Here is a 24,377-nt window from a genome sequence, read left to right on the forward strand (position 1 = left end):
TAAAAATGGGTCCTTAACCAGATTAAGCATAAATGATTTCCGGTAATTTAACATCCCAATGCTGATTATCAACATGATCAACTTTTTGGCAGGCAAATGCTAGCCCAATAGGATAAATTTGCTGTTGTTGGTAGTTTTCAAGTAAGCGATCATAATAGCCACCGCCCATACCGATACGAAATCCTCGGTCATCAAAAGCCACAAGTGGCGTAAAGATGATATCAAGTTGTTCAATATCTATGATTTTAGTTTTATCGATCACTGGTTCTAAGATACCAAAGCTATTTTTTACTAGTGGTGTATTTGGGGTGTAATTTAAGAAGATTAGTTTATGCTCAGCAACTGGGACAGGTAAATAGACCGATTTATTTTGTTGCCATAGATATTCAATAATCGGTTTAGTGTCGACTTCTCCATCAAATGATAAGAATATTGCAATATGTTGTGCTTGGCTGACGGCAGGATGGTTTTTTATTTGTTGGTAGATTATGGCCTGTGCGCTGTCGCGTTGTGCCTGAGATAATTCACGTCTTTTTTGACGTATAGTTTGCCGAATGTCCATAAGTTTTTATTTGAAAGAGAGAAGGAATAAAGACTCCAAGATGCCGTTAGGGGCGTAACCCTTGAACCCGAGGTTCAAGGTGAATAGCATGTTTTAATTTTTAGGTTTCCTAAGTTAATTAGGCATACACACCAATTAAAAATCACACCATTCTAAATTAAAGATTATCGGCTCAGGGGACTAACCCATATCGCGAACATCTCAGAGATGTTTACTATGATACAAAATTTAGAAAATCATACAATAGTCTTTGTGGTTTATTTACATTTCATCTAACTAATTGTTAGTATTTAATGCGGAATCAAGTAATTGCTGTAGCATTTTTAGTCGATTTGCAAATTCATCGCTTTTTTCTTTTTCTTTCGTTAGTTCGTAAGAGATATTTAATGCAGCAGTCATGATAAGTTGATCGCTTCCAACTTGGGGGGATTTTTCTCGTAAATTTGTTAATCGCGCATCTAAATCTTTAGCTGCATTTGTAAGTGCGTCAACTTCATCGACTGGACAATTAAATTTTAACGTTCGCCCAAAAATCTGAACGGTGACAGCTTGATTTTCCATATTTAACCTATAGTTTGATAAATTTATTAATTTTGTCGATTATATGTTTAGCGTTTAATCCGACTTCATCTCGCATTTCTTGCTGTGAGCCTTGCGGGATAAAAATATCAGGCAATCCGATATTTAAAATATCACATTTTATTTTTTTCGATAACAAAAATTCATTAACAGCGCTTCCTGCTCCACCTTTGATGCTGTTTTCTTCGATGGTGACCAGTATATTATGGCTTTGGCTAATGTGCAAAAGGACTTTTTCATCAAGTGGTTTTACAAAACGCATATCTATCACTGTAGCATTTATTTGTTCGGCTACTTGTAAAACTTCAGGTAATAGTGTGCCAAAATTGAGTAAAGCGATCTCTTCGCCCTGCCGGCAGCATTTTGATTGCCCTAATGGTATTGTTTTTAGTGGCTCTAAATGTGCGCCAGTGCCTTCGCCTCGAGGGTAGCGTACTAATGCTGGTCCATCATGTAAATAGCCTGTGTAGAGCATTTGTCGGCATTCGTTTTCGTCACTTGGGGTCATGATGACTAAGTTTGGAATACAGCGTAAAAAGCTTAGATCAAACGCACCTTGGTGGGTTTCACCATCAGCCCCCACAATGCCCGCGCGGTCTATCGCAAATAAAACCGGTAAGTTTTGGATGGCAATATCATGAATGACTTGATCGTAAGCTCGTTGCAAGAAGGTTGAGTAGATAGCAACCACTGGTTTTAATTCGCTAATAGCAAAGCCGGCAGCTAATGTGACTGCATGTTGTTCAGCAATGGCGACATCAAAGAATTGATCTGGAAATCGTTTAGCAAATTCAGTCATGCCAGAACCTTCGCTCATGGCTGGCGTGATTGCCATTAGGCGTTTGTCTTGCTCTGCTATTTCACATAGCCAGTCACCAAAGATTTTGGAATAAGTTGGGGTAATTTTATTTGTGCTTGGTAATATTCCTTCATTTGGATTAAATTTAGGAACGCCGTGCCATAAGGTTGGGTTTTGCTCGGCTGGAGCATAACCTTTTCCTTTCTGGGTGATAATATGCAGTAATTGTGGGCCTTTTAGTTGTCTGACTTTTTGTAAGGTGGCAACTAATGTTTCAATATCATGTCCATCAACAGGACCAATATAGTTAAAACCTAATTCCTCAAATAAAATAGCCGGAGTGACTAAGCCTTTTAGGTGCTCTTCCGTTTTTTTGAATAGTTCTTTTAATGGTGGAATATTGGAAAGCACTTTTTTGCCACTTTCACGAAGTGAGGTGTAGGCTTTGCTTGATAATATTTGTGCCAAGTGTTGATTAAGTGCACCTGTGTTTTCTGAAATGGACATATCGTTGTCATTAACGATAACTAGCATATCTGGTTTTATGTGCCCAGCATGGTTCATCGCTTCAAATGCCATACCAGCAGTTAAGGCCCCATCACCAATAATAGCGGCGACTTTTTTACCTGACTGTTTTTTTTGCTCTGCGATCGCAATACCCAGCGCTGCACTTATTGAGGTTGATGAATGTCCTGTTGTTAATACATCATATTCACTTTCATTTCGGTGAGGAAACGGGTGTAATCCCCCTTTTTGGCGAATAGTTAGCATCTGATCGCGTCGACCCGTTAGAATTTTATGTGGATAAGCTTGATGACCTACGTCCCATATAATTTTGTCAAATGGTGTTTGATAGACGTAATGCAACGCGACTGTTAATTCGACCACACCAAGACCTGAAGCTAAATGACCACTAGATTGGCTGACACTGTCTAATAAAAATTGTCGCAGTTCCTGACTAATTGCTGGCAATTGTGCGAGCGGATATCGCCTAAGATCCGCAGGTGAATTGATTTGCTTTAATAGAGGATATTTGTCTAAATTCATTTTTATCATCTAGTTATTTAGTTAACTATTTCGATTAATAATAAAACCAGCAAGGTCTTGTAATGGTTGGCTATTATAAGGTATTTGCGTCAGACTATCGATAGCTTGTTGATATAACTTGTGTGTCATTTCGATGGCATTTTGTAAACCCATCAATGCTGGATAAGTGCTTTTTTCTAGCTTAAGATCAGAGCCTTGTGGTTTACCCATCAGCTCTTGTTCACCAATGACGTCTAATATGTCATCTTGTATCTGGAATGCTAGTCCAATTGCTTTAGCATAGTTGTCTAACATTGGGTAATAGGGTTGAGCTACCTCATCGCATGAATAAGCACCGAGCCTTACTGCCGCTTGAATCAAGGCGCCAGTTTTATAGTTATGGATAGTTTGTAAGTGTTCCAACGTGACTGTTTGGTGTTCTGCTTGTAAATCCAGTGATTGACCTAAACACATTCCAGCAAGGCCACTTGCACTTGCTAGTTCAGCAATCATTTTTATTTTACTTTGGTTGCTGATTTGTTGGTTTTCGGATAATAGGCTGAATGCTAGTGATTGTAGTGCATCACCAGCGAGGATGGCTTGTGCTTGGCCAAATTTTATGTGGCAGGTTGGTTTTCCTCGCCTTAGATTATCATCATCCATTGCGGGTAAGTCATCATGAATTAATGAGTAGGTATGCATCGATTCAATGGCTGCAGCAACTGAATCGAGTTTGGTTAGCGGACAATTAAACATTTGTCCGGTTAAATAGACCAGAATAGGGCGTATTCGCTTGCCACCAGCAAGCAGGCTGTAACTCATCGCTTGTTGCAAATTAGATGGTGCAAACTGCGAAATATATGTTGTTAGATAGTTATCAATACGTTCTTGTAATGGTTTTAGGCTATTCATTATTATCAATGGAAAATTCAGATAATTGTGCATCACTATTTTCAGATAATAAAATTTGGATGCGTTGCTCAGCTTCATTAAGTTGTTTTTGACCAGAACGAGCTAGTTTGATGCCTTTTTCGAATTCATTTAGTGCTTCATCTAATGGTAAATCACCATTTTCAAGTTGAGTGACAATTGCTTCAAGTTGCTTGATGGTTTCTTCGAAACTGACTTCATTATTGTTTGACATATCGTACTCCTTCTTATACCAAATGAGTATACACGTATTTTTTATGATGGTGAATTAAGATGTTTTAGTTAACAATTTAACTAAGCTGTTCTTTTTCATTTTCAAGTTCATCAACTGATAGTTGAGCAATATCCGGATTAATTGGTTTTTTTACTTCAATCCCTAATTCCCTAAATCGTTCTATTTGACCAATCACGTTACCACGTCCTTTCGAGAGTTTGTTCATTGAGTTTTGATAGGTTTGTTGGGCTTTATCCAAACAGTTGCCTAGATTTTCCATATCTTCGATAAATCCACGTACTTTGTCATATAGTTTGCTGGCTCTATCAGCAATAAGCTCGGCATTACGATTTTGGTATTCAAAACGCCATAAATTATGAATAGTTCGCAAGGCAACCAATAGGGTAGTTGGGCTAACAATCATGATGTTACTTTTTAATGCATCATTGATTAATGATGGATCTTGATCGATGGCGGATAAAAATGCCGGTTCGACAGGAATGAACATTAGAATGTAGTCTAATGATTGAATGCCATTTAGTTTATGGTAATCTTTTTGACTAAGTTGTTTTAAGTGATTACGCACAGCAATTAAATGATCAGCAATGGCTCTAGTTTTTGTCTCTTCGTCATCACTATTAAAATAACGTTCATAGGCAACTAAGGTGACTTTGGAATCGATGACTACATCACCGCCTTGGGGTAAGTGAACAATTACATCTGGTTGTAGACGTCGGTTATCTTCATTAGTTAGATTAACTTGAGTGTGATATTCGTAACCTTGACGCAATCCGGAATTATCCAATATTTGACTAAGAATAAATTCACCCCAATTACCTTGGGTTTTGTTATTGCCTTTTAACGCATTGGTTAAATTGGTGGCTTCTTTCGTCATGAGTTCGTTGAGCTGTTGCAAGTTGCGAATTTCGTGAGTTAGGGTATGGCGTTCTTTGGCTTCTTGACCAAAGCTATCTTGAACTTGCTTTTTAAAGCCCTCTAATTGTTGTTTAAGAGGTGAGAGTAAAAACTCTAAGCTTTGTTTATTTTGTTGCTCAATTTTTTTGCCACTGTGCTCAAAAATTCGATTTGCTAAGTTTTCAAATTGCGTGGTTAATCGTTGCTCGCTTTGTTCTAAAACTGTCTGTTTTTCATGTGCGGCATTGATAATCTCTTCTAAGCGCGTTTTTAATTCACTAATTTTGATATTTTGAGCAACATTTTGTTGTTGGTATTGGCTCAACTCTTGTTCTAATTGAGTGATATTTGCCATTAATGACTGATTTTCTTTATTTCTTTGATTAAGTTGTAAATCATATATGGCATGTAGGTTATTCGCTTTAAATTGCGCTTTTAGCATGGCAATTAGTAAGGCGATAATGGCAATAATTATAACTGCCCATTCACTTAAGCCTAAACTTCCTAACATGATTAAGCCCTTTCAAACGTGAATGAAATCACATCATCTAAATTCATTGCATCAAGTGCCAACATAATTAAGCGGTCAAGCCCAACGGCAACACCTGCACAATCTGGTAAACCCGCTTCCATAGCCGCGATTAATTCAATATCGATGTTTTGTGGTGGTAAGTTTTGATTTGCTCGATCAATATTATTTTGTTCAAAACGCATCTTTTGTTCTTGCGGATTGGTGAGTTCTTTAAATCCATTAGCTAGTTCAACCCCTTTGTAATAAAACTCAAAACGGCTTGCTACACGATGATCTTCTGAACTGATCGCTGCTAAAGCTGCCTGTGAGGCAGGGAAGTTATAAACAGCGATAGGTTTTTCTTGTCCAATATGCGGTTCAACGCCAAAACTAAATAAACATTGTAATAAGGTGTCGCGATCATAATCATCAGTATTGAGTTCAATATTTAGTTGTTTGATAGCTTCAACTAAAGTTGCGTGATCAGCTTCCAGTGGGTCAATATTAAGATGACGTTGGAATGCCTTTTGGTAAGAGATTCGTTCCGCAGGTTCACAATCTAGGATGCTTTGCAGTAGATCATCGACTTCGTTGATCATTTGCATCATATCAAATTGAATACGATACCATTCGAGCATTGTAAATTCAGGGTTATGATAACGGCTTACTTCTTCATGATTGCGAAAACATTTACAGATTTGATAAATCGGTCCACTGCCAGCAGCTAATAACCGTTTCATATGATATTCAGGGCTGGTGATTAATGACATTTTTCGCCCTTGTTGTTCATCGTTTTCACCAGGTTTTAAAAATAAGGTATGAAATGAACTAAGATGTACATCGGTTACCGCATATTGACTTAGGGTCGGGGTTTCCACTTCCAAAATACAGCGGTCAGCAAAAAACTGTCTTACTTTAGATACAATTTTAGCGCGCTTAAGTAAATTATTAATAGATGCAGTAGGTTGCCAAGTCATAAAAAATATCCATGCATATTGATTAATTTCTAAAAGACGAAATAGGGCATTAAGCCCTATTTCTTATTGCTGGCATTCATTTTGCCACAATGTGAACAAATTGTCGTATTTTTCTTGTTGATGCCAGATATGGCGATGAAGTGCAGAAAGAATAATTGGATCTTCTAAGATCGCTAATTGTTGTTCTTTACTAATTTTTTCTAAATCCACTTGTTGATAATGCTCAATAAGTTGTTTTCGCAACTGCTGATTTTTTGAGTTAGGTAAATGACGAGAAGTCGATAATGCACAGGCTAACGCATTATAAATAGGATCGACAAGCGCCATAATAAAGCCATGTTCAATAAAAGCAGCTTCGGTTTGGACTAAATAGTCACCAGTTAGTTTTACTGCTCGGGACGGATGGGTTTCTTCCGGTGTTAAGAATAACCCTGCTTTTTTGGCTTTCATACCAATACTTGATAAGCCAGAAATACGAACAACTAATGGTGAAATGGTTAATGGAATTAATATCGCTATATACCAATAAGTAAATTGAGGATTTAACCAAATAATCACACATAACCAAACTATGCCTAGTAGCGATAATGGCCAACAGAAGTAGAATGATTCGCCCCAAGTTAAGGCATCATCGTTTCTTGCTGGTGATTTCCATTGAATTTTGCTACCCAGCCATGCTTTAACCACAAACTTGCTGTGGAAGATCATGCGGATTGGTGCAAGGATCATCGACCATACCATTTCAATTAAAATCGATAATGATAATTTGAATATTCCACCCACATCTTTTGCACCTGTTCGAGCAATAATAATGCCATAACTAAACAGTTTAGGTGCAAATAGCAATACCATTGTGGTTGAAAGTAATTGAATAGCTAATTGTTCATCCCACTTTGGCCACGTTGGATAAAATTGGTTAGGTTGGAAGAAGTATTGTGGTTCAGATATATTGAACACTAATAATAAGAGAGTAGAGAAGATCAAGAAGATTAACCACAATAGTGACGAGATGTAAGCCATACCACTGGTTAAAAACATTACACGGTGAGTTAAAGTAATTCCACTTTTGAAGATTAATCGCAAATTAATCAAATTACCCATGCACCAGCGATTATCGCGTTTGAGATCTTCTATCATGTTTCCTGGTAGCTCTTCATAACTACCATTCATATCATACGCAATCCATACGCCATAACCTGCACGACGCATTAACGTCGCTTCAACTAAATCGTGCGATAAGATATGAATAGGGCCTTTACGTTTTTGTAATGGCGATAAAATACAGTGCTCAATAAATGGTTTTAGGCGAATCATAGCATTGTGACCCCAATATTGGGCTTCACTTAATTGCCAGAAGTGAGTACCTGAGCAAAAAATATCACTGTATATTTGATTGGCAAATTGTTGAATACGACCATATAAGGTTGTCATTCTGACCGATTTAGGCGGAGACTGTAAAATACCTGCTTTTGGATTCATTTCCATCATTGCGATCATTTTTAAGATACAATCACCGGTCATAATACTATCGGCATCAAGAATCATCATGTATTCATATTGGTGCCCCCAACGACGGCAGAAGTCATCGATGTTACCACTTTTACGTTTTACGCGACGCTTACGGTGGCGATAAAAGATATTACAACCATTGTCAGCTTTTTTAGCGTTAAATTCAGCCCATGCTTTTAATTCATTGACATAGAGATCGGGATCATTGGTGTCGCTTAGAATATAAAAATCACAACACTGCGCATGTCCGGTTTCAACTAGCGATTCATAAGTTGCTTCTAGCCCTGCAAATACCCGTGAAACATCTTCATTACAAATTGGCATGACTAATGCAGTACGATGTTTGGCGTCAATGTGGTTAGCGGGATCATTGGGGATGGCAATAGTGTAGCGATCTTTTTTGATCACCGCCAAAATAAGCCCCATGATGCTAGTCCAAAATCCAATTGAAATCCAACAAAATAGGATAGCAAATAAGGCAATGATAAAACCTTGTATGATATAAGGAATGATGCTGTAAATGGCAAGTTCTGGGTTGATATCCCAATTTGCCATAAAATTGATTTGTTGCCAGCTTTGATAAGGTAATAAGGTTGATAAGTAAGTTGTGCCGTAATAAGTTTGTATGGCAATAAGCACAAACATAATTAAACGACGAATAAGTGCGATGATATTCAGACCAGGTTTGGATTGAGGACTATAACGTTCATTCCAAATTTGTGGTTGAACCGAAACACGCTCAACTTTTGGATAAGTTGGTTGTTGTTTTCTTTCATCATTAAAATGATCAGTATTGCCAACTTGATTGAGTCGATATTTTAGAAATTCGAGTTTATCGTTTGGCAAGTCTTCCGATTTCTGACGCCAATATTCGGCGTCAGATAGGTTTTCGAAATAATCTTTTTTCATGTTATGTGCTTATTATTAAGATCATTGAGCCGGAAATTGTCCGCTCCAAGTTTCGGACACGATCGTATGTGATTTTTTCGACGATAATTGAAGGCGAATGTCAGTTGGTTTTTTGTTATCTTCAACGTTGAATCGCACTAGTACTCGCCAACCTTTTGTTACAGAGTTGTATTGTGTATCACAGCTAACTATTGAACCATTATTAATACTTGAAATAACGTCAACTGGGTCTTGCTCTGATAAGTTTGGACCAACAAAATCCACAACATAAGCATTAGAACCATCAAGTTTACGTATTAAGTTTGCTTGTTTTATATCACCTAATGATAAGCGCGTACTTTCTGCTCTAGCTTCATTTTTTGGATAACGTTGTTGTTCGTTGAGTGAATAATGTAATCGATATTTAACATCTAACACATCACCAGCTTTATATTGTTTTTCGGGTACCCAGTAGGTAACGATGTTGTCGTTGGTTTCATCTGCGGTAGGGATTTCAACCAATTCAACTCGACCTTTATGCCAATCATTCAATATTTCAACCCATACACTTGGACGAAGTTCGTAATGGTCGTCGAGATCTTGATAGTCATCAAAACCTTTGTCACGTTGAATTAAACCAAATGCTTTAGGGCTTTCTAAACTATATGATGAAAAAGATAAGCGTTTAGGATTATTTAATGGACGCCAAATCCACTCATTTTTGGCCTGAATTGAAAGTCCATTAGAATCGTGCATTGCTGGACGATAGTTTAATAGTGGTGATGGTTGGTTAGGGCCAAATAAGAACATACTAGTCAGTGGTGCCACACCAAGTTTTTTAACTGAATCACGGAAGAATACTTTGGCTTCTACAGTAATAGTAGTATCAACACTTGGGATTAAGGTAATTTTGTAAGCCCCTGTTACACTTTTAGAATCAAGTAGGGCATAAATGACTAAATGTTTTTGATTTGGTTCTGGGCGTTCAATCCAATACTCTTTAAAACGTGGAAACTCTTCGCCAGACATTTCGCCTGTATCAATCGCAAGTCCACGCGCTGAAAGACCATAATGCTGATTTTTACCAACAGCACGGAAATAGCTACCACCTAGTGCGGTAAATATTTCATCGTCGGTTTTTGCTGGGTTATTGATTGGATAGTGCACTTTAAATCCAGCAAAGCCTAGTTTTTTAGTATCTAACTTATCTAAATTAATAGGACTTAAATCGAAGTAATCTGGGCTAAATTTAATTTCATTAACTTGATTGTTTACAATCTCATTAATTTTGACAGGTACATCAAAATACATGCCTTCATGATAAAATTCGAGTTTGAAACGACTTTTGCGATCGCTCCAATATGCTTTATCATGCTTAAAATAAATCTTTTGATAATCGGCAAATTGTAGTGACGATAATTCACTAGGAATATTTTTAGATGGTTGGACATAAGCTTTTTTTGATAGTTTTTCTGCTTGTGTCACAACATCGTTAAATGTAAAAGCCCATGAAGAAAAACTTAAACAAGATAAAGATGCGATACAAACTATCTTGCAAGTTAATGTTTTACTAAATCGACTAATAGGTAATAAATTGTACATAAAAAGACTCACTTGAGTATTATCTAAAAATATTGTTGTAATTGATAATATTGTCTTTAGGGCTACTTAAGCATTTTTCCATAAAGTCGCTTCTCATCTCTTGAAGAATACTTGGGTTTTCATCAATCAAAAAGTGAGAGTAGTTATCTTTGAGAATTTTAGCTTTTAAAGCGGCCAAATCTTGCACTGACATCTTAAATAAAGTTTGATAACTTTGGATTATATTATTGGTATCATTAGTATAAACTGCTTCAATAAAATCTGCTGACCATTGACAGTAATTTTTAACATTACTATCAGTTGGTGTGATTTTTTTCAACTCAAGATTATGTTCAGCTTGGTTTTCCTCGACGACTCTTTTAAGTTGAATGTCATATTTTAGCTTGTAGAATTCTTTGAGATAAAAATTTAGCACACAGGCAGATTGGTTGCTGTCACCTTTACAGTTTAAAATACCGTGTTTGGTTATATAGCTGTCAAAGTGTTTGTCTCCAACGAGTTGAAGTAATTGTTTTTTTGCGTCCACAACAAACGAATTATTTTGTTCAGATTGTTGCTTTAAAATCGCTAACTGATCAACTTTAGTTTTACCATCGGTTGAAGACGTATTGTTTTTTACACAGCCTGCGGCAAGAATAGAGACAATGGCGCATGTAAGGATATTACTTATTTTCATATATCAAATTCCACGAATATATTCTTGAGTTGTAATTTCAGGATGAGCAACTTACACTTTTTAGTGGAGCCGTAGCGCGAAATTATATACTCTTATTCTTTTAAAAACACTAGATGATTACATTAAATTTATAAAAACGCATTTATTATTCTTTTGTAAGTTTTTATTAATGTCGACATATTTTTCGAACATCGACGGTAAATTGTGAATCATCAATTGAAGCCGGCTTAAATTTTCCTTTTGCTTTTAAAAAGGCAATAAGTTGCTCGGCATTCATATCGGAGTTGGAACAGGTATGAAATTTAGCCTCGGTACCGAATTTTTTGTGTATGGCTTCAAGTAAAGATGATTCAGTATAATCATTCCCATCCATCATTTGTAACACTTCGTGGCCGTGAATTGACATCTTTTTTCCTCTCCATATAGCAGTTTAAACTAGCTTTATTTTTTATTTTTTTGAGCGGTGAAAGATAGCAGATATTATTATTAAAAAAAAGAGGATAAATGTTAAAAATATTATTAATATTTTTTAGCTTAACCCTGATAATTATCAGGGTTATTAATCATAGTTTGTAACTGATTAAATTGACTAGGGAATTTAAGAGTTAGATTCATTCAGTTTCACAATAACCGATAGATTTTCCATTTTAATTTCATGAATTTTAACAGTGATCAAATCAGCAATTTTGTATGCAGTTTCGCCTTTAATTTTAATTAGCCCTTCATCCGGACTAGTTGATATTTCATCGCGCACGGCATGAATCATTGACAGTGGTAAAAATGCTAATGCGCCAATATCATTTAAACGAACTCTCGCACCGCCACGGTTGATATCTAATATTTCCGCTGCGAACTCTTGTCCTATTTTGTTAGATAAATATTGGCAATAAAGGTTTTCGGCAATATCGCGCTCAGCTAAACGTAATTTTTTACGTCTATCAGCCATGCTCTCTAATTGTTCGTTGGATGGAGCTGTTAAGGCTTCTGCTTTAAGCGAGGCTTTAAGTATACGATGGTTTATCATATCACCATATTTTCGAATTGGTGAAGTCCATGTTGCATAAGCATCAAATCCTAAACCAAAGTGAGGTTCTGGTTTTATAGAGAAATCAGCAGGTGTTTGGAACTTTCTTAATCGTGTTGATAAGAAGTCATTATCATCACTTAATCGGCGGAATTTAACATAGCCTTCAAATGAAGTAAGTGATTCTTTATCAAAATCTGTAATGCCATTGTCTGCTAATATTTTTAATATTTGTTCAATGTATTTGGTATCAAAGCCTGAATGAGTGTTAAATACGCCAGTACCTACGTTTTCTTTCAAATACATGGTGAGCGCTAAATTAGCGATAATCATCACTTCTTCAACAATATTATTGCCGATGCCACGTGATTCTTTGATGATTGTTTTTACTTGACGATTATTATCAAGGATAAATCGATAATCATTGTTCACTTTGAAAACTAACGCATTTTGTTGGCGCCAATTTATCCGTGTTTTTGCCAATTCTGATAATAATTTTAGTTGGTTTTTTATTGCCGCGTCATCGATATTTAAATCACCACGATTCTCTAAAAATTCAGACACATTGTGGTAAGAAAGCTTAGCTTTCGATTCAATCCATGCGGGTAAAAAACTGATATCATCATTCGTAAATTCGCCATTTTTATCAATTTTAATTTTACAAACCATAGCTGGACGTTTTTGATTAGCTTTTAATGAACAAAGATCGTCCGCTAACTGTTTTGGTAACATTGGAATATTAAAGTCGGGCAGATAGGTGGTAAAGTTTCGGTTTTTTGCGATATTGTCGATTTCACTATCTTGCTCAATATATGCGGTTGGATCCGCGATGGCGATCATCAGGTTATAATTACCCATATCATCTTGTGAAATGGTAATCGCATCGTCCATATCTTCGGTATTTTCACTGTCAATTGTAAAAAATTGAATATCCGTTAAATCTTGACGATTTTCTTTTTCAGTCTCTGAAATTGTTAAAGATTCAGCTTGTGGAGCTTTGTCTTCTAAATTATAACGAGCTAAAGTTTTAAGCCATAGTTGATAAATTGAATCAGCACTGGCAATAAATTTTGTTATTTCAGCAAGAAAATGATTTTTATTTTTTTCTAATGGATGAGATTGTAAGGTGGCAACAACCCAATCACCTTCTTTTAATTTTTGCTTTACTTCAGGATTAACTTTACAGCGAATAGCAAAATTGACAGGTATATTTTCGGGATAAATGACCATCGCATTATCTAAAAAACCAATTTTGCCAATAAATTTTTGTAAACTACTTTCAATTAATACTTCAGGTTCAAATGATGTTTTATCGTTAATGGTGGAAATAGTGCCAGAAACTTTATCACCATGACAAACCATTTTCATTTTCGAAACAGCAATAAAGTAGTCAGTTTTGTTGTCAACATTTAGAAAGCCAAAACCTTTTTCATGCGCTCGGACGATACCTTCAACACGAGGTTTTTGTTCATATAATTCTTTTTTTAGTTGGGCTAGTAAAGGGTTATTTTGAAACATAGTTTTTAATATTAATTGAAAAATTTGAACTAAATTCTATCATAGTTATGCTTTTGGGGTTATTGAATTGTTTATTAGTGATGACGAAACAGTCTTAATTACAATAAATTGTAGAGTGGCATAATGAAATTAAACTATAAAATACAGGGTGATAATCAACCAATTTTATTGATGCATGGTTTATTTGGAAGCCTAGATAATTTAAATATGTTAGCTAAAGATCTGTCTAGTCATTACCAAACTATTCAGGTTGATTTGCGCAATCATGGTCAATCTCCATGGTCAAATGTCATGAATTATGAAGTGATGGCTGAAGATGTTGCTGAGTTATGTCATGATTTGCAGTTACAAAATATTATATTAATCGGCCATTCAATGGGAGGAAAAGTTGCCATGCAATTAAGCCAACTTATTCCTGTTTCTAAAATCTGTGTCATTGATATTGCGCCAGTTAAATATACTCAAACGGCAAATGCACCTGTTCTTAACGCTTTAGAAAAATGTATTAATCAACAATTAACTGATAAAAAGCAGATTATTGAACTTATGCATGATTTAAGTGCCCCGACAATTTCATTTTTACTTAAATCTTTTAAACATCAGCATTGGTTGTTTAATGCTCAAGTCATTATTGATCAATATGACAATATATGCGATTGGCACACAATTTCACCTTGTAACGTACCGACATTATTCATCCGAGGTGGAAATTCAAACTATATTACTGATAAGGATTATCCAGCAATATTTAGCCAATTTCCAAATGCTCAAATTGAAATAGTAGAAGGTGCTGGTCATAATGTTCATGCAGAAAAAACTCAGCAAGTTTTACAACTTTTACATACAAAAAGCTTCATCTAATCGATTGTGGTTGGTGCATTGTTTAAAATGAGCTTATGGTCGTCATCCAACACAATAATGCTATCATTTATCACTTTAACTTTTGAAAAGTCTGGGATCGCAGTTTGTGCTCCGTGTTTGATAAGCTCAGCATCGCCTATTCCAACACAATAGGCGCCAGCTTCAACTGCTGAAGTCACGCCACTTATTGAGTCTTCAAATACTAACGTTTCAGCGGGTGGTAGCATAAGGCGTTTAGCGCCAAGAAGATAAGGATCGGGGTAGGGTTTTCCACGAGCCACATCGTTTCGTTCCACTATCACAGAAATACATTCCTGTATATTCAGAATTGCCATTATTCGATCTATTTTTTCGCGCCAACCACTGGTTACAATCCCCACCCTAATTTTAGCTTTCGCTAAGGCATGTATTAATTGTGCAACACCTGGTATTGGATCATAATCAGCAGTATTTTCAGCGTGCATGATATAGTCTTGAACACATTTTTGCGCTTTAGTTGATAGATGCCCAAACAGTGCTTTAATCGTATGTGGCCCGGGTTGGCCATGAATATGTTTAATAATATCGTCATCCTTGACGGTTATTCCATATAACTTGCCAGCCTCAATCCATGCATTTTCAATAACGGTATTTGAATCAATTAGAACCCCATCCATATCAAATAAAACCGCAGAAATTTTTTTTATTGCCTTACTCATAAGTTTTTTACCCCGTACGTTAACCTTAACCGAGAATTTAACTATTTACATTGAATCTTTGGACTTATAGAAGAGCGTCCATTTAACAATAAATATCTTAATTTTATTCATAACTAATTGTACTTATTGAAATTAATATAAATAGTAAAAGTAATTATGTATAATGAAAAAAATGACTGATTTGATAACAATTAGGAATGGATATGGACATTGAAATGAAGTTGCTACGAGCTTTCGTCGCACTTGTAGAGGTAGGGAATTACCGTGTCGCTTCTGAGCAATTATTTATAACACAACCCGCGTTAACTAAACAAATTCAAGCATTTGAACGAGCAATTGATCGAAGACTGTTTATTCGTGGTCGAAATGGCGCAAAATTAACTGAAGTCGGGAAGGCGCTATATCCTGAAGTAAAAAAGCTATTACAACAGAATAAGAAATTTTTACTTTTTGCTAATAATATTAAAAAAAACATGAATGGAATTCTTTCAATCGGTTTTGGCATATCTTGTTTTCAACATGTTCCTAAATGGATTCGAACTTTTTCTGAAAGAAATCCGCAATGCCATGTTTCAGCAAAACAACTTCCTTCAAACGAGCAAATTACTCTGCTAATGCAGGGGGAATTAGATATTGGTTTTGTCCGTATGCCTGTGCCAGAGTCATTGAGTTCAATTATGTTATTTAAAGAGTATATCGTGCTAGCAGTTCCAAATAATCTAAAAGTCAGTAGGAACAATCTTAAAGGTGTATTAGAAACGCATCCCTTATTACATATAAACCCCTACTTGGCGCCTTGTTTGACCGAGCAAACAAAATTATTACTTGAGGCTATAAACGCTATACCAAAACAGGGTGGGGCGACGAATGATCTTCCCTCTCTTTTGGCTTTAATTGCTGCCAAAAATGGCATTGCTTTTGTGCCCGCTAGTGTTTGTCATTTTCTACCTAAAGGTGTAAAACTTGTTACGCTTGAATTAGCTCAAACGGGATGGAATATTGCGGTTGCATGGAATGAAAAAATTGAAAATAAACAGCGTAATTTATTTTTAGAAATGAACATCAATCACATAACAAACGTTGTTGTTTAATCGTTTTATGATTCGGTGGGGTGATATCAATAAAAACCATTTTACAAGGTGCAATATAAGGTTGGCTGTAAACTTGATATTGCCACTCTTTTGGTATGATTTTATCTACCGTATGAGGGTAACTATCAAGTAAAGCAAACGCCATTTGCTGTGCTTTGAAATATTGATGAAAATAGTGGTGTTGATTAATAATTGAGGTTAAATAACGAATAAAACCCAGCATGATGATGGCAAACATTAAACATGACAACATAACTTCAATTAAACTAAAGCCAGCTGTTTTTTTATTACTTATATTTTTACTATTCACAATCAATCATCTTCTTTTCAGGGCAATAATCTAACCAATGACCTTTTTCAACAATAAGTTGGTTATCTTCAAAATGCGTTAACATATAAAGGAAATAATCATCATTAGCTTGTCCACGTACTAGGGTGTAGTTATCCACTTTTAATCGCGATTTTTTTATACATGCTTTTAATTGATATTGAGTATCACATAAGCATTGCCACTCTTCAGTTGGCGGTTGCCAAATTTGTTTGGTTGCCCAATTTAAACTGGAACTAGCTTGATTAAACTGACGATAATATTTGGTTTCAATCAAATAGCTCCTTTTTATCGAATCAATGGTAATTTGAAACCCCGTTAGCAAAAGAAGTCCAACAATGGTTAATATGATCACCATCAAAAGCGTGCTAAAGCCATCATATTGAGTTACTGAACGATTAAAAGGGATTTTCATTTTTAATAATGGTTGTTGTTTGATATTTAATTTTTTTGTTTTTCTTCAATTGAGCACTAATATCTATCTCAAAATGATTATTTTGTTTTTTGATTGAAAATTGAGTGATTTTAATGTCGTGAGGATCGAAAATTTTCTCCCAATTGACACCTTCGCAATTGATTGTTCCAACTTTATATTCCAAATTATTATTATAAAGCCGATACGCAAAGATATCTGATTTGGTTGGAATAGTCGTATTATGAACCCAATCATTGCGGATCTCGCTATCGTAACGGAAGATATAGCAATTTTTTGCTGGGTTGATTTCAATTGGTTGCTGACTTATCTTTTCTGGTTTATTGGCGATAAATCCAGCACGTTTCAAATCTTTGGAAATACTAACAATACCTTGATGAATATTCCTTTGTAGATGGGTATTAAGATTTTGCTGAAGTATAATCGATTGTAATTTACTATAAAAAGCTGTGATGCCAATGAAAATTAAGCTAGAAAAGGTGATGCTTAACATCATTTCAAATAACGAAAATCCATCTTGCTTTAACATCGCGGCAGCCCTGGTAAATAACTATTTTTCTTACAAAACCGAATCCGCCCGCGATATGAAATAATAATTTGTGTGGTGCCAATGGCATTATGCAATTCGAATGTACCGGTTTGAGCCATATTTTTTCGCCCCCAAAAAGAGATGGTTTTTTTATCGGCTAAATCATTTAATTCAACAGAATTGTTGGGTTTAATAAAATAGCTAGAGCCTTCTTGGCAAGTCGCTGGTTTTTCGCCTTTGCTGATGCTTAAGCACCAAGGCGTCAAAAAATAATAGATGTGGACATTTTCGTTAGCGTTATAAGCTTTAGCTTGGATTTCCTCAAGAAAATAGGCTAACTGTTTTGTGGTAGTAGTAAGTTCGTTACGGAGCTGTAATTCCTTCCAATGTTGCACGCCTATTGAAGCCAAAATAGCACCAATACAGATAACAAATAAAAGTTCTACTAAAGAAAATCCATCGTTTTGCATTATTTTTTGTTACAAGATTTTATGAGGATTCAACTTTATATTCAAAGAAAACAACTGTATTAAATATTGTTCAGATTTTGTGAAGGGTATTCCAAATAATTTATCCTTTTTGAGAAATCTCAATGATACGATAAACCACTTAAAAATAACTTTATATTATATTATACTGTTTGCCCAATTAAATTTGCTAACGGACTTAAAGTTAAAGGAAACGAGAAATGCAACAATTACAAACTATTATTGAGGCAGCATTTGAACGTCGTGCTGAAATTACGCCTTCGAATGTTGATACTGTAACACGTGATGCAATTAATCAATGTATCGCTCTATTAGACAGCGGTAAAATGCGTGTCGCGGAAAAGATTAATGGCGATTGGGTGACTCATCAATGGTTAAAAAAAGCGGTATTGCTCTCTTTCCGTATTAATGAAAATCAACTTATTGATGGTGGCGCAACAAATTATTATGACAAAGTGCCATTAAAATTTGCTGATTATGATGAAGCTCGCTTCCAACAAGAAGGCTTCCGTGTAGTTCCATCAGCAATTGCGCGTAAAGGTGCTTATGTTGCTCGTAATACCGTATTAATGCCATCTTACGTAAATATCGGTGCTTATGTTGATGAAGGCACGATGGTTGATACTTGGGTAACTGTTGGTTCATGTGCACAAATTGGTAAAAATGTTCACTTATCTGGTGGTGTTGGTATTGGTGGTGTGTTAGAACCATTACAAGCAAACCCAACTATTATCGAAGATAACTGTTTCATTGGTGCTCGTAGTGAAATCGTTGAAGGTGTGATTGTTGAAGAAGGCAGTGTGATCTCAATGGGCGTATTTATTGGTCAAAGTACTAAAATTTATGATCGAGCAACTGGTGAAGTTCATTACGGACGTGTTCCAGCTGGTTCGGTTGTGGTATCAGGTAACTTACCAACTAAAGATGGCAAATATAGCCTTTATTGTGCAGTTATTGTGAAAAAAGTCGATGCTAAAACTTTAGGTAAAGTTGGTATTAACGAATTACTTCGTACTATCGATTAATCTTAATAATAATGCCGCCGTAAATATTGTGGCGGCAATTAAAAGAGTTGTTTAAAATAAGTAATACTTATAACGATTAGAAGAGGAAAATTTATGCCTTCTTTTGATATTGTGTCAGAAATTCAAATGCCAGAAGTTAAAAACGGTGTCGACAATGCGACTCGTGAACTGACTACTCGTTGGGATTTCAAAAATGTCGAAGCATCTTTTGAGCTCAATGAAAAAAATGAAACCATCAAAGCAACTAGCCAATCCGATTTCCAAGTTCAACAGCTATTGGATATTTTACGTGATAAATTGGCCAAACGTGGTATTGATGGCGGAGCGCTAGAAATTCCGGAAGAGCTGGAACATAGCGGAAAATTTTATAGTATTACGGTCAAACTAAAACAAGGTATCGATAAAGAGTTAGCTAAAAAAATAGTTAAGCTGATTAAAGACAGTAAACTTAAAGTGCAAGCTCAAGTACAAGGTGAGCAGGTTCGCGTTACAGGTAAGTCTCGTGATGATTTACAAGCTGCCATGGCATTAGTCAAAAATGGTGAATTAGGGCAACCTTTCCAATTTACTAATTTCCGCGATTAATAGATCTTCATTCATGATTATTGCCGACTTGATGACTCCTTTTTAAAGCATTTTTCGGCAATATTTTTTTATCTATTTTCTTAATAAATCTTAAAAAAAGTTGAGGAACGCACTTTTTGAAGCTTATATTTTTAAGAATAAATGCTTTTATCTTTATTTTTAGGGATGTTATTTCTAAATAACGAGATTTTTTTAGTTAAATACGTTATGCTATCCGCTAGTCTATCCTCTAAAATTTAAAAATACTTATTATTATGAAAAAATTCGTGTTATTTTTCGTTTTTTTTATTTTTTCATCCCCTTTATTTGCTCAAAATCCTAATAGTGAAGAAAAGAAAGCGTTTATTGATGACTTGATGTCAAAGATGACGATTAAAGAAAAAGTAGGGCAACTGCGATTAATCAGTGTGGGTGGTGATCTTACACTAGACAAAGTCCTTGACCAAATTGAAGCGGGTGAAATTGGTGGTATTTTTAATACTGTAGTTGAGCCTGATCTATCTCGAATGCAAGAAAGAGCATTAAAATCGCCGAATAAAATCCCTGTTTATTTTGGTTTTGATATTATTCACGGTCATCGTACGGTATTTCCTATTAATTTAGGGATTGCTGCAACTTGGGATCGTGATGCGATAGGTAAAGTTGCTGAAGTATCATCTGATGAAGCAACTTCTGATGGACTTAATGTAACTTGGGCGCCAATGGTTGATATTACGCGAGATCCAAGGTGGGGCCGAGTGTCAGAAGGATTTGGTGAAGATCCTTATTTAGCGTCGGAAGCAGGACGTATTTTTGTCGAAAAAATGCAAAAACAGTCTCTTGAGGATAAAAAATCATTAGTGACAACCGTTAAGCATTTTGCGCTATATGGTGCGGTTGAAGCTGGTCGTGAATATAATAGTACGGATATGAGTGAACGAAAAATGTTCCAAGAATATCTTGTACCATATAAAGCGGCTGTAGATGCAGGCAGCCGAGCGGTTATGGTTGCACTTGTTAGTGTAAACGGTATTCCTGCTACCTCTAATCATTGGTTATTAACCGAGGTACTGCGTGAACAATGGCATTTTGATGGTGTAGTGGTTAGTGATCATGGTGCTATTCGTGAATTAATTAATCACGGTGTGGCAAAAGACGCTAAAGATGCAGTTAGAATTGCGATCCTAGCTGGTATTGATATCAGTATGAATGATGAGTATTTTTTACAGTTTATACCAGAACTAGTTAATGAAGGTGCAATCTCTCAAGAGCAGATTAACCAAGCGTGTCGTCATGTATTAGAACTGAAATATGATATGGGATTATTTAAAAACCCTCATCGAAATTTAGATCCTAATTTTGATATTGAAACCATGTTCGCCAACGATCGTTTACATCGTGCAGAAGCAAGGGATGTTGCGCGTCGTAGTATTGTATTGTTAAAAAATGAAAACAATGTTTTACCTTTGAGCAAAAATAAAAAAATTGCGGTGATTGGACCGTTAGCAGATTCAAAACGCGATATTTTGGGTAGTTGGTCTGGTGCTGGGCGAGCTAATTTAGCCGTAACCCCTTTGGAAGGGATTAAGAATGCTGTTGTTAATCCAAAATTAGTGAGTTATGCATGGGGTGCCAATATTTCGGATGATCCAAATCTTTATAAGTTCTTAAATTTATATGAAGAGATCACTAAATTTGATAAAAGACCTGCTGATAAAATGATTGCCGAAGCGGTTGCTCAAGCTAAAAGATCTGATGCTGTTGTTTTATTTGTTGGCGAAGCCGAAGGGATGGCGCATGAATCATCAAGCCGAACTGACCTCAATTTGCAAGCAAGCCAAAAACGTTTAATCACAGCATTAAAAGCAACAGGTAAACCACTAATTATTGCATTGATGAATGGGCGCCCACTTACCGTGAAAGAAGAATATGAACAAGCCGATGCGATGCTTGAAACTTGGTTTTTAGGTACTGAAGGTGGTAATGCTGTAGCTGATGTTCTCTTTGGTGATTATAACCCATCAGGTAAATTACCGATGTCTTTCCCAGATAATGTTGGTCAAATTCCTGTTTATTATGGTCAATTAAATACTGGTCGACCTCATGGTACGGTCAATATGGGTAAATACACCACTTCTTATTTTGATAGTCCAAACGAACCGTTATTTCCATTTGGTTATGGTTTGAGTTATACCAATTTTACGATTGATTTTTCACTATCAAAAACTGAAATGTCGCCAAATGGTGAAATCGAAGTGATAGCCAATGTAGAAAATACTGGTGATAGAGAGGGGACGCAAGTTGTCCAATTATACTTGCAAGATGTGACTGCTTCAGTTAGCCGTCCTGTCAAAGAGTTAGTTGGATTTGAGAAAATAGCACTTAAACCTCACGAAAAAGGCCAAGTAAAATTTGTTATCAAATATGACATGTTAAAATTCTGGAATGACAAAATGCAATATGTTGCAGAACCAGGTAAATTTAATGTGTTTGTAGGCTCAGATTCGACAACCAAACAAAAGCAAACATTCACTTTACTTGATAAGTAAATACAAAAACCGTCGGTTTTAATCGACGGTTTAGTTCTTTTATTCAATCTTTCAACCTTTAAGACTAATATATAAGATTATTTACTGATATCGTTTACGTTTTTAAGGTAAAAAAATACGAGTCAATGACTCGTATTTAATCCATTTATTATTACAATTATCTATTGAGTGCTTTTACTTTCAGAACTAATCCATCAACAGCAATCACTTCAACAGGTTGTCCAACTTCTAGATCTTGGTTACATTTTGCTGACCATGTGCCATCTTTTATTTTTACCCGACCCGAACCATTAATTATAGCCTCGGTAACGATGGTTTTGATTCCGATTAATTCTTGTTGGGGTTGATTTATTTCACTTTTACCAGATTTATCTTTACCATGTTTTTTTAACCACACCCACCAAAGATAAGCCGATACCAAAGTAAAAATAGCAAATAAAATCCATAGAATTGGCCAAGATAAAGGGACAACCCAAGCTATTAAACCAACAACAATGGCTGCAATTCCACTCCAAAGCCCATATCCGGAAGTTCCCAATAGCTCAAGGATCAGTAAAATACCACCTAAAGCAATAAATACCCAGTGAGGATAATCATAAATAACCGTTAAAAAATCAGTCATTGATTGTTACCTAATTTATTGAAATATAATATCTTCCTAATTAGATTAGGAAGAATTGTTTCACTAAAGCAAATTATTTAGAGTTTTTAATTAATTCTGCAATACCGCCAATGCTACCCATTAAGCTAGAAGCATCTAGTGGCATCATCACTACTTTACTGTTATCTGAAGCACCGATTTGTTGTAAAGCTTCAGTATATTTTTGAGCAACGAAGTAGTTGATCGCATTAATGTTACCAGCAGCAATCGCTTCTGAAACCATTTGTGTAGCTTTTGCTTCGGCTTCGGCAGCACGTTCACGCGCTTCTGCTTGTAAAAATGCAGCTTGTTTTTCACCTTCTGCTTTTAATATTTCTGACTGTTTTTCACCTTCAGAGCGTAAAATAGCCGCTTGGCGGATACCTTCTGCTTCAAGGATCTCAGCACGTTTGTTACGTTCAGCTTTCATTTGCGCGTTCATGGCTGCAATAAGTTCTGCTGGTGGGCGAACGTCACGAATTTCGATACGGGTAATTTTAATTCCCCAAGGGCTAGTTGCATCATCAACAATGCTAAGAAGTTTTGAGTTGATGTGATCACGTTGTGATAACATTTCATCAAGTTCCATACTACCAAGTACGGTACGAATGTTTGTCATCATCAGATTAATAACCGCACGCTCAAGTTGATTAACTTGGTAAGCAGCTCTTGCAGCTTCTTGTACTTGAATAAAGCAAACCGCATCAATTTGTACATTCGCATTATCTTTAGAAATAACTTCTTGAGATGGGATATCAAGAACTTGTTCCATCATATTAATTTTGCGACCCACACCATCCATAAATGGGATAATGATGTTTAAGCCAGGCTCAAGCGTATGAGTGTATTTACCAAAACGCTCGATGGTATATTGGTATCCTTGTGGAACAATGGTAATAGCTTTAAAAACGGTTACGATAGCTAATAAAACTATTATCGCAATAAGAATATAAAATATTGGCATATATCAAAATCTCTAAATTTTATTAATGTATTGATTATTCTAATTGGTATTAGGATATTTGACAAACTATTAGTTTTTAACCATGTGAAATCAAAATAGCCTAATAGATCATTTGTTAAATACGGCAACGTGGAAAATTATCTTGAAAAGATCAACCTAGCTCCTCGATTTTAATTTCATCATAAGTTATTGAGCACTGCTTTATTCGCTGGTCTGAAATCATATAGGTTAAAATCGTTCAATCATCAATGTCATTAATTTAAAAAATGAGTCTAAATAAACCTATTTTTTATAAAGGCTAATTTTATTTATTGAATATAAAATATTCGCTTGACAACACACTAATGAACTAGTTTAATAGTACAACATCTTTTTTAAGCAGATATAATAATGATAAATCATCAAAATCCTTTAACTCACTATAAAAAAACTACTGTTTTGAGTTGGTGGCGCATCACTTTCTGCGGGTGATGTGAT

24 protein-coding genes and 1 other RNA gene are annotated in these 24,377 nt (G+C 35.7%); 5 read left to right on the top strand and 20 right to left on the bottom strand.

The features are described 5' to 3' along the window. Nucleotides 1-22: 22 nt before the first annotated feature. The 13 genes from GYM76_RS02325 to GYM76_RS02385 all read right to left on the bottom strand — a co-directional run bounded on the left by GYM76_RS02325 (nt 23) and on the right by GYM76_RS02385 (nt 13,730). Nucleotides 23-562, bottom strand: a complete 540-nt coding sequence (locus GYM76_RS02325; RefSeq protein ID WP_220225751.1) for a 5-formyltetrahydrofolate cyclo-ligase — start codon at nt 560-562, stop codon at nt 23-25. A gap of 28 nt (nt 563-590) precedes the next feature. After that, nucleotides 591-773: non-coding RNA, 6S RNA (gene ssrS / locus GYM76_RS02330), on the bottom strand. 65 nt (nt 774-838) lie between these two features. Beyond that, nucleotides 839-1,123: a cell division protein ZapA gene (zapA, locus tag GYM76_RS02335; protein WP_065563351.1), complete on the bottom strand. Its 285-nt coding sequence runs from the start codon at nt 1,121-1,123 to the stop codon at nt 839-841. A gap of 7 nt (nt 1,124-1,130) precedes the next feature. Then, nucleotides 1,131-2,993 (bottom strand): 1-deoxy-D-xylulose-5-phosphate synthase, encoded by a 1,863-nt coding sequence (gene dxs / locus GYM76_RS02340; RefSeq protein ID WP_370632601.1) that lies wholly within the window; start codon nt 2,991-2,993, stop codon nt 1,131-1,133. Between the two features lie 15 nt (nt 2,994-3,008). Then, nucleotides 3,009-3,878 carry a (2E,6E)-farnesyl diphosphate synthase gene (gene ispA, locus GYM76_RS02345; RefSeq protein ID WP_220225753.1) on the bottom strand — a complete coding sequence of 290 codons (870 nt, stop codon included), beginning with the start codon at nt 3,876-3,878 and terminating at the stop codon, nt 3,009-3,011. Next, a complete protein-coding gene (xseB, locus tag GYM76_RS02350; protein WP_065563353.1) occupies nt 3,871-4,110 on the bottom strand; it encodes an exodeoxyribonuclease VII small subunit in 240 nt (79 codons plus the stop codon). Before xseB ends, ispA begins: the two co-directional genes overlap by 8 nt. A 76-nt stretch (nt 4,111-4,186) precedes the next feature. Further along, the gene (rmuC, locus tag GYM76_RS02355; RefSeq protein ID WP_220225754.1) at nt 4,187-5,536 is read right to left on the bottom strand and encodes a DNA recombination protein RmuC; all 1,350 of its coding nucleotides are present in this window, start codon (nt 5,534-5,536) and stop codon (nt 4,187-4,189) included. Nucleotides 5,537-5,538: 2 nt separating this feature from the next. Then, on the bottom strand, nt 5,539-6,513 hold the full coding sequence (gene epmA / locus GYM76_RS02360; RefSeq protein WP_065563355.1) for an elongation factor P--(R)-beta-lysine ligase: 975 nt from the start codon (nt 6,511-6,513) through the stop codon (nt 5,539-5,541). A 63-nt stretch (nt 6,514-6,576) separates the two neighbouring features. Then, nucleotides 6,577-8,931: a glucans biosynthesis glucosyltransferase MdoH gene (mdoH, locus tag GYM76_RS02365; RefSeq protein WP_220225755.1), complete on the bottom strand. Its 2,355-nt coding sequence runs from the start codon at nt 8,929-8,931 to the stop codon at nt 6,577-6,579. A 21-nt stretch (nt 8,932-8,952) separates the two neighbouring features. Then, nucleotides 8,953-10,512 (bottom strand): glucan biosynthesis protein G, encoded by a 1,560-nt coding sequence (locus tag GYM76_RS02370; protein ID WP_065563357.1) that lies wholly within the window; start codon nt 10,510-10,512, stop codon nt 8,953-8,955. 19 nt (nt 10,513-10,531) lie between these two features. Further along, nucleotides 10,532-11,188 (bottom strand): hypothetical protein, encoded by a 657-nt coding sequence (locus GYM76_RS02375; protein ID WP_220225756.1) that lies wholly within the window; start codon nt 11,186-11,188, stop codon nt 10,532-10,534. 166 nt (nt 11,189-11,354) lie between these two features. Then, complete coding sequence (locus GYM76_RS02380; RefSeq protein WP_065563359.1) at nt 11,355-11,594, bottom strand: YecH family metal-binding protein; 240 nt, start codon at nt 11,592-11,594, stop codon at nt 11,355-11,357. A gap of 192 nt (nt 11,595-11,786) precedes the next feature. Next, nucleotides 11,787-13,730 carry an exoribonuclease II gene (locus tag GYM76_RS02385; protein ID WP_220225757.1) on the bottom strand — a complete coding sequence of 648 codons (1,944 nt, stop codon included), beginning with the start codon at nt 13,728-13,730 and terminating at the stop codon, nt 11,787-11,789. A 123-nt stretch (nt 13,731-13,853) separates the two neighbouring features. On the opposite strand from GYM76_RS02385, the gene GYM76_RS02390 reads away from it, so the two are divergent. After that, nucleotides 13,854-14,591: an alpha/beta fold hydrolase gene (locus tag GYM76_RS02390; protein ID WP_220225758.1), complete on the top strand. Its 738-nt coding sequence runs from the start codon at nt 13,854-13,856 to the stop codon at nt 14,589-14,591. Here GYM76_RS02390 and GYM76_RS02395 read toward each other — a convergent pair. Further along, complete coding sequence (locus tag GYM76_RS02395) at nt 14,588-15,289, bottom strand: HAD family phosphatase (RefSeq protein ID WP_220225759.1); 702 nt, start codon at nt 15,287-15,289, stop codon at nt 14,588-14,590. The genes GYM76_RS02390 and GYM76_RS02395 overlap by 4 nt on opposite strands. Nucleotides 15,290-15,492: 203 nt before the next feature. Here GYM76_RS02395 and GYM76_RS02400 point away from each other — a divergent pair, with 203 nt between their 5' ends. Next, nucleotides 15,493-16,380, top strand: a complete 888-nt coding sequence (locus tag GYM76_RS02400) for a LysR family transcriptional regulator (RefSeq protein WP_220225760.1) — start codon at nt 15,493-15,495, stop codon at nt 16,378-16,380. On the opposite strand, the gene GYM76_RS02405 is transcribed toward GYM76_RS02400, so the two are convergent. From GYM76_RS02405 to GYM76_RS02420, 4 genes are read right to left on the bottom strand one after another with little or no spacing between them, the layout of a single operon-like run. Continuing rightward, nucleotides 16,352-16,690, bottom strand: coding sequence for a prepilin-type N-terminal cleavage/methylation domain-containing protein (locus GYM76_RS02405; protein ID WP_220225761.1), 339 nt, complete (start codon nt 16,688-16,690; stop codon nt 16,352-16,354). The two genes, GYM76_RS02400 and GYM76_RS02405, sit on opposite strands and share 29 nt — an antisense overlap. Further along, entirely contained in the window at nt 16,683-17,123 is a 441-nt protein-coding gene (locus GYM76_RS02410; protein WP_220225762.1) for a DUF2509 family protein, read from the bottom strand. Before GYM76_RS02410 ends, GYM76_RS02405 begins: the two co-directional genes overlap by 8 nt. Beyond that, on the bottom strand, nt 17,107-17,670 hold the full coding sequence (locus tag GYM76_RS02415) for a prepilin peptidase-dependent protein (protein WP_220225763.1): 564 nt from the start codon (nt 17,668-17,670) through the stop codon (nt 17,107-17,109). The genes GYM76_RS02410 and GYM76_RS02415 overlap by 17 nt, the downstream gene beginning before the upstream one ends. Then, nucleotides 17,664-18,140, bottom strand: a complete 477-nt coding sequence (locus tag GYM76_RS02420) for a prepilin-type N-terminal cleavage/methylation domain-containing protein (RefSeq protein WP_220225764.1) — start codon at nt 18,138-18,140, stop codon at nt 17,664-17,666. Before GYM76_RS02420 ends, GYM76_RS02415 begins: the two co-directional genes overlap by 7 nt. Nucleotides 18,141-18,358: 218 nt before the next feature. On the opposite strand from GYM76_RS02420, the gene dapD reads away from it, so the two are divergent. The 3 genes from dapD to bglX all read left to right on the top strand — a co-directional run bounded on the left by dapD (nt 18,359) and on the right by bglX (nt 22,296). After that, nucleotides 18,359-19,183: a 2,3,4,5-tetrahydropyridine-2,6-dicarboxylate N-succinyltransferase gene (dapD, locus tag GYM76_RS02425; protein WP_065563367.1), complete on the top strand. Its 825-nt coding sequence runs from the start codon at nt 18,359-18,361 to the stop codon at nt 19,181-19,183. Nucleotides 19,184-19,276: 93 nt separating this feature from the next. Further along, nucleotides 19,277-19,768 (top strand): YajQ family cyclic di-GMP-binding protein, encoded by a 492-nt coding sequence (locus tag GYM76_RS02430; RefSeq protein ID WP_220225765.1) that lies wholly within the window; start codon nt 19,277-19,279, stop codon nt 19,766-19,768. Nucleotides 19,769-20,034: 266 nt separating this feature from the next. Then, nucleotides 20,035-22,296 carry a beta-glucosidase BglX gene (bglX, locus tag GYM76_RS02435; RefSeq protein ID WP_220225766.1) on the top strand — a complete coding sequence of 754 codons (2,262 nt, stop codon included), beginning with the start codon at nt 20,035-20,037 and terminating at the stop codon, nt 22,294-22,296. Nucleotides 22,297-22,453: 157 nt separating this feature from the next. Here bglX and GYM76_RS02440 read toward each other — a convergent pair whose 3' ends face one another. After that, entirely contained in the window at nt 22,454-22,918 is a 465-nt protein-coding gene (locus tag GYM76_RS02440; RefSeq protein ID WP_065563370.1) for an NfeD family protein, read from the bottom strand. A gap of 73 nt (nt 22,919-22,991) precedes the next feature. Further along, the gene (locus GYM76_RS02445; RefSeq protein ID WP_065563371.1) at nt 22,992-23,900 is read right to left on the bottom strand and encodes an SPFH domain-containing protein; all 909 of its coding nucleotides are present in this window, start codon (nt 23,898-23,900) and stop codon (nt 22,992-22,994) included. Nucleotides 23,901-24,377 lie beyond the last annotated feature (477 nt).

This window comes from Gilliamella sp. ESL0443 (assembly GCF_019469165.1).
Lineage (GTDB): Bacteria > Pseudomonadota > Gammaproteobacteria > Enterobacterales > Orbaceae > Gilliamella > Gilliamella apicola_E.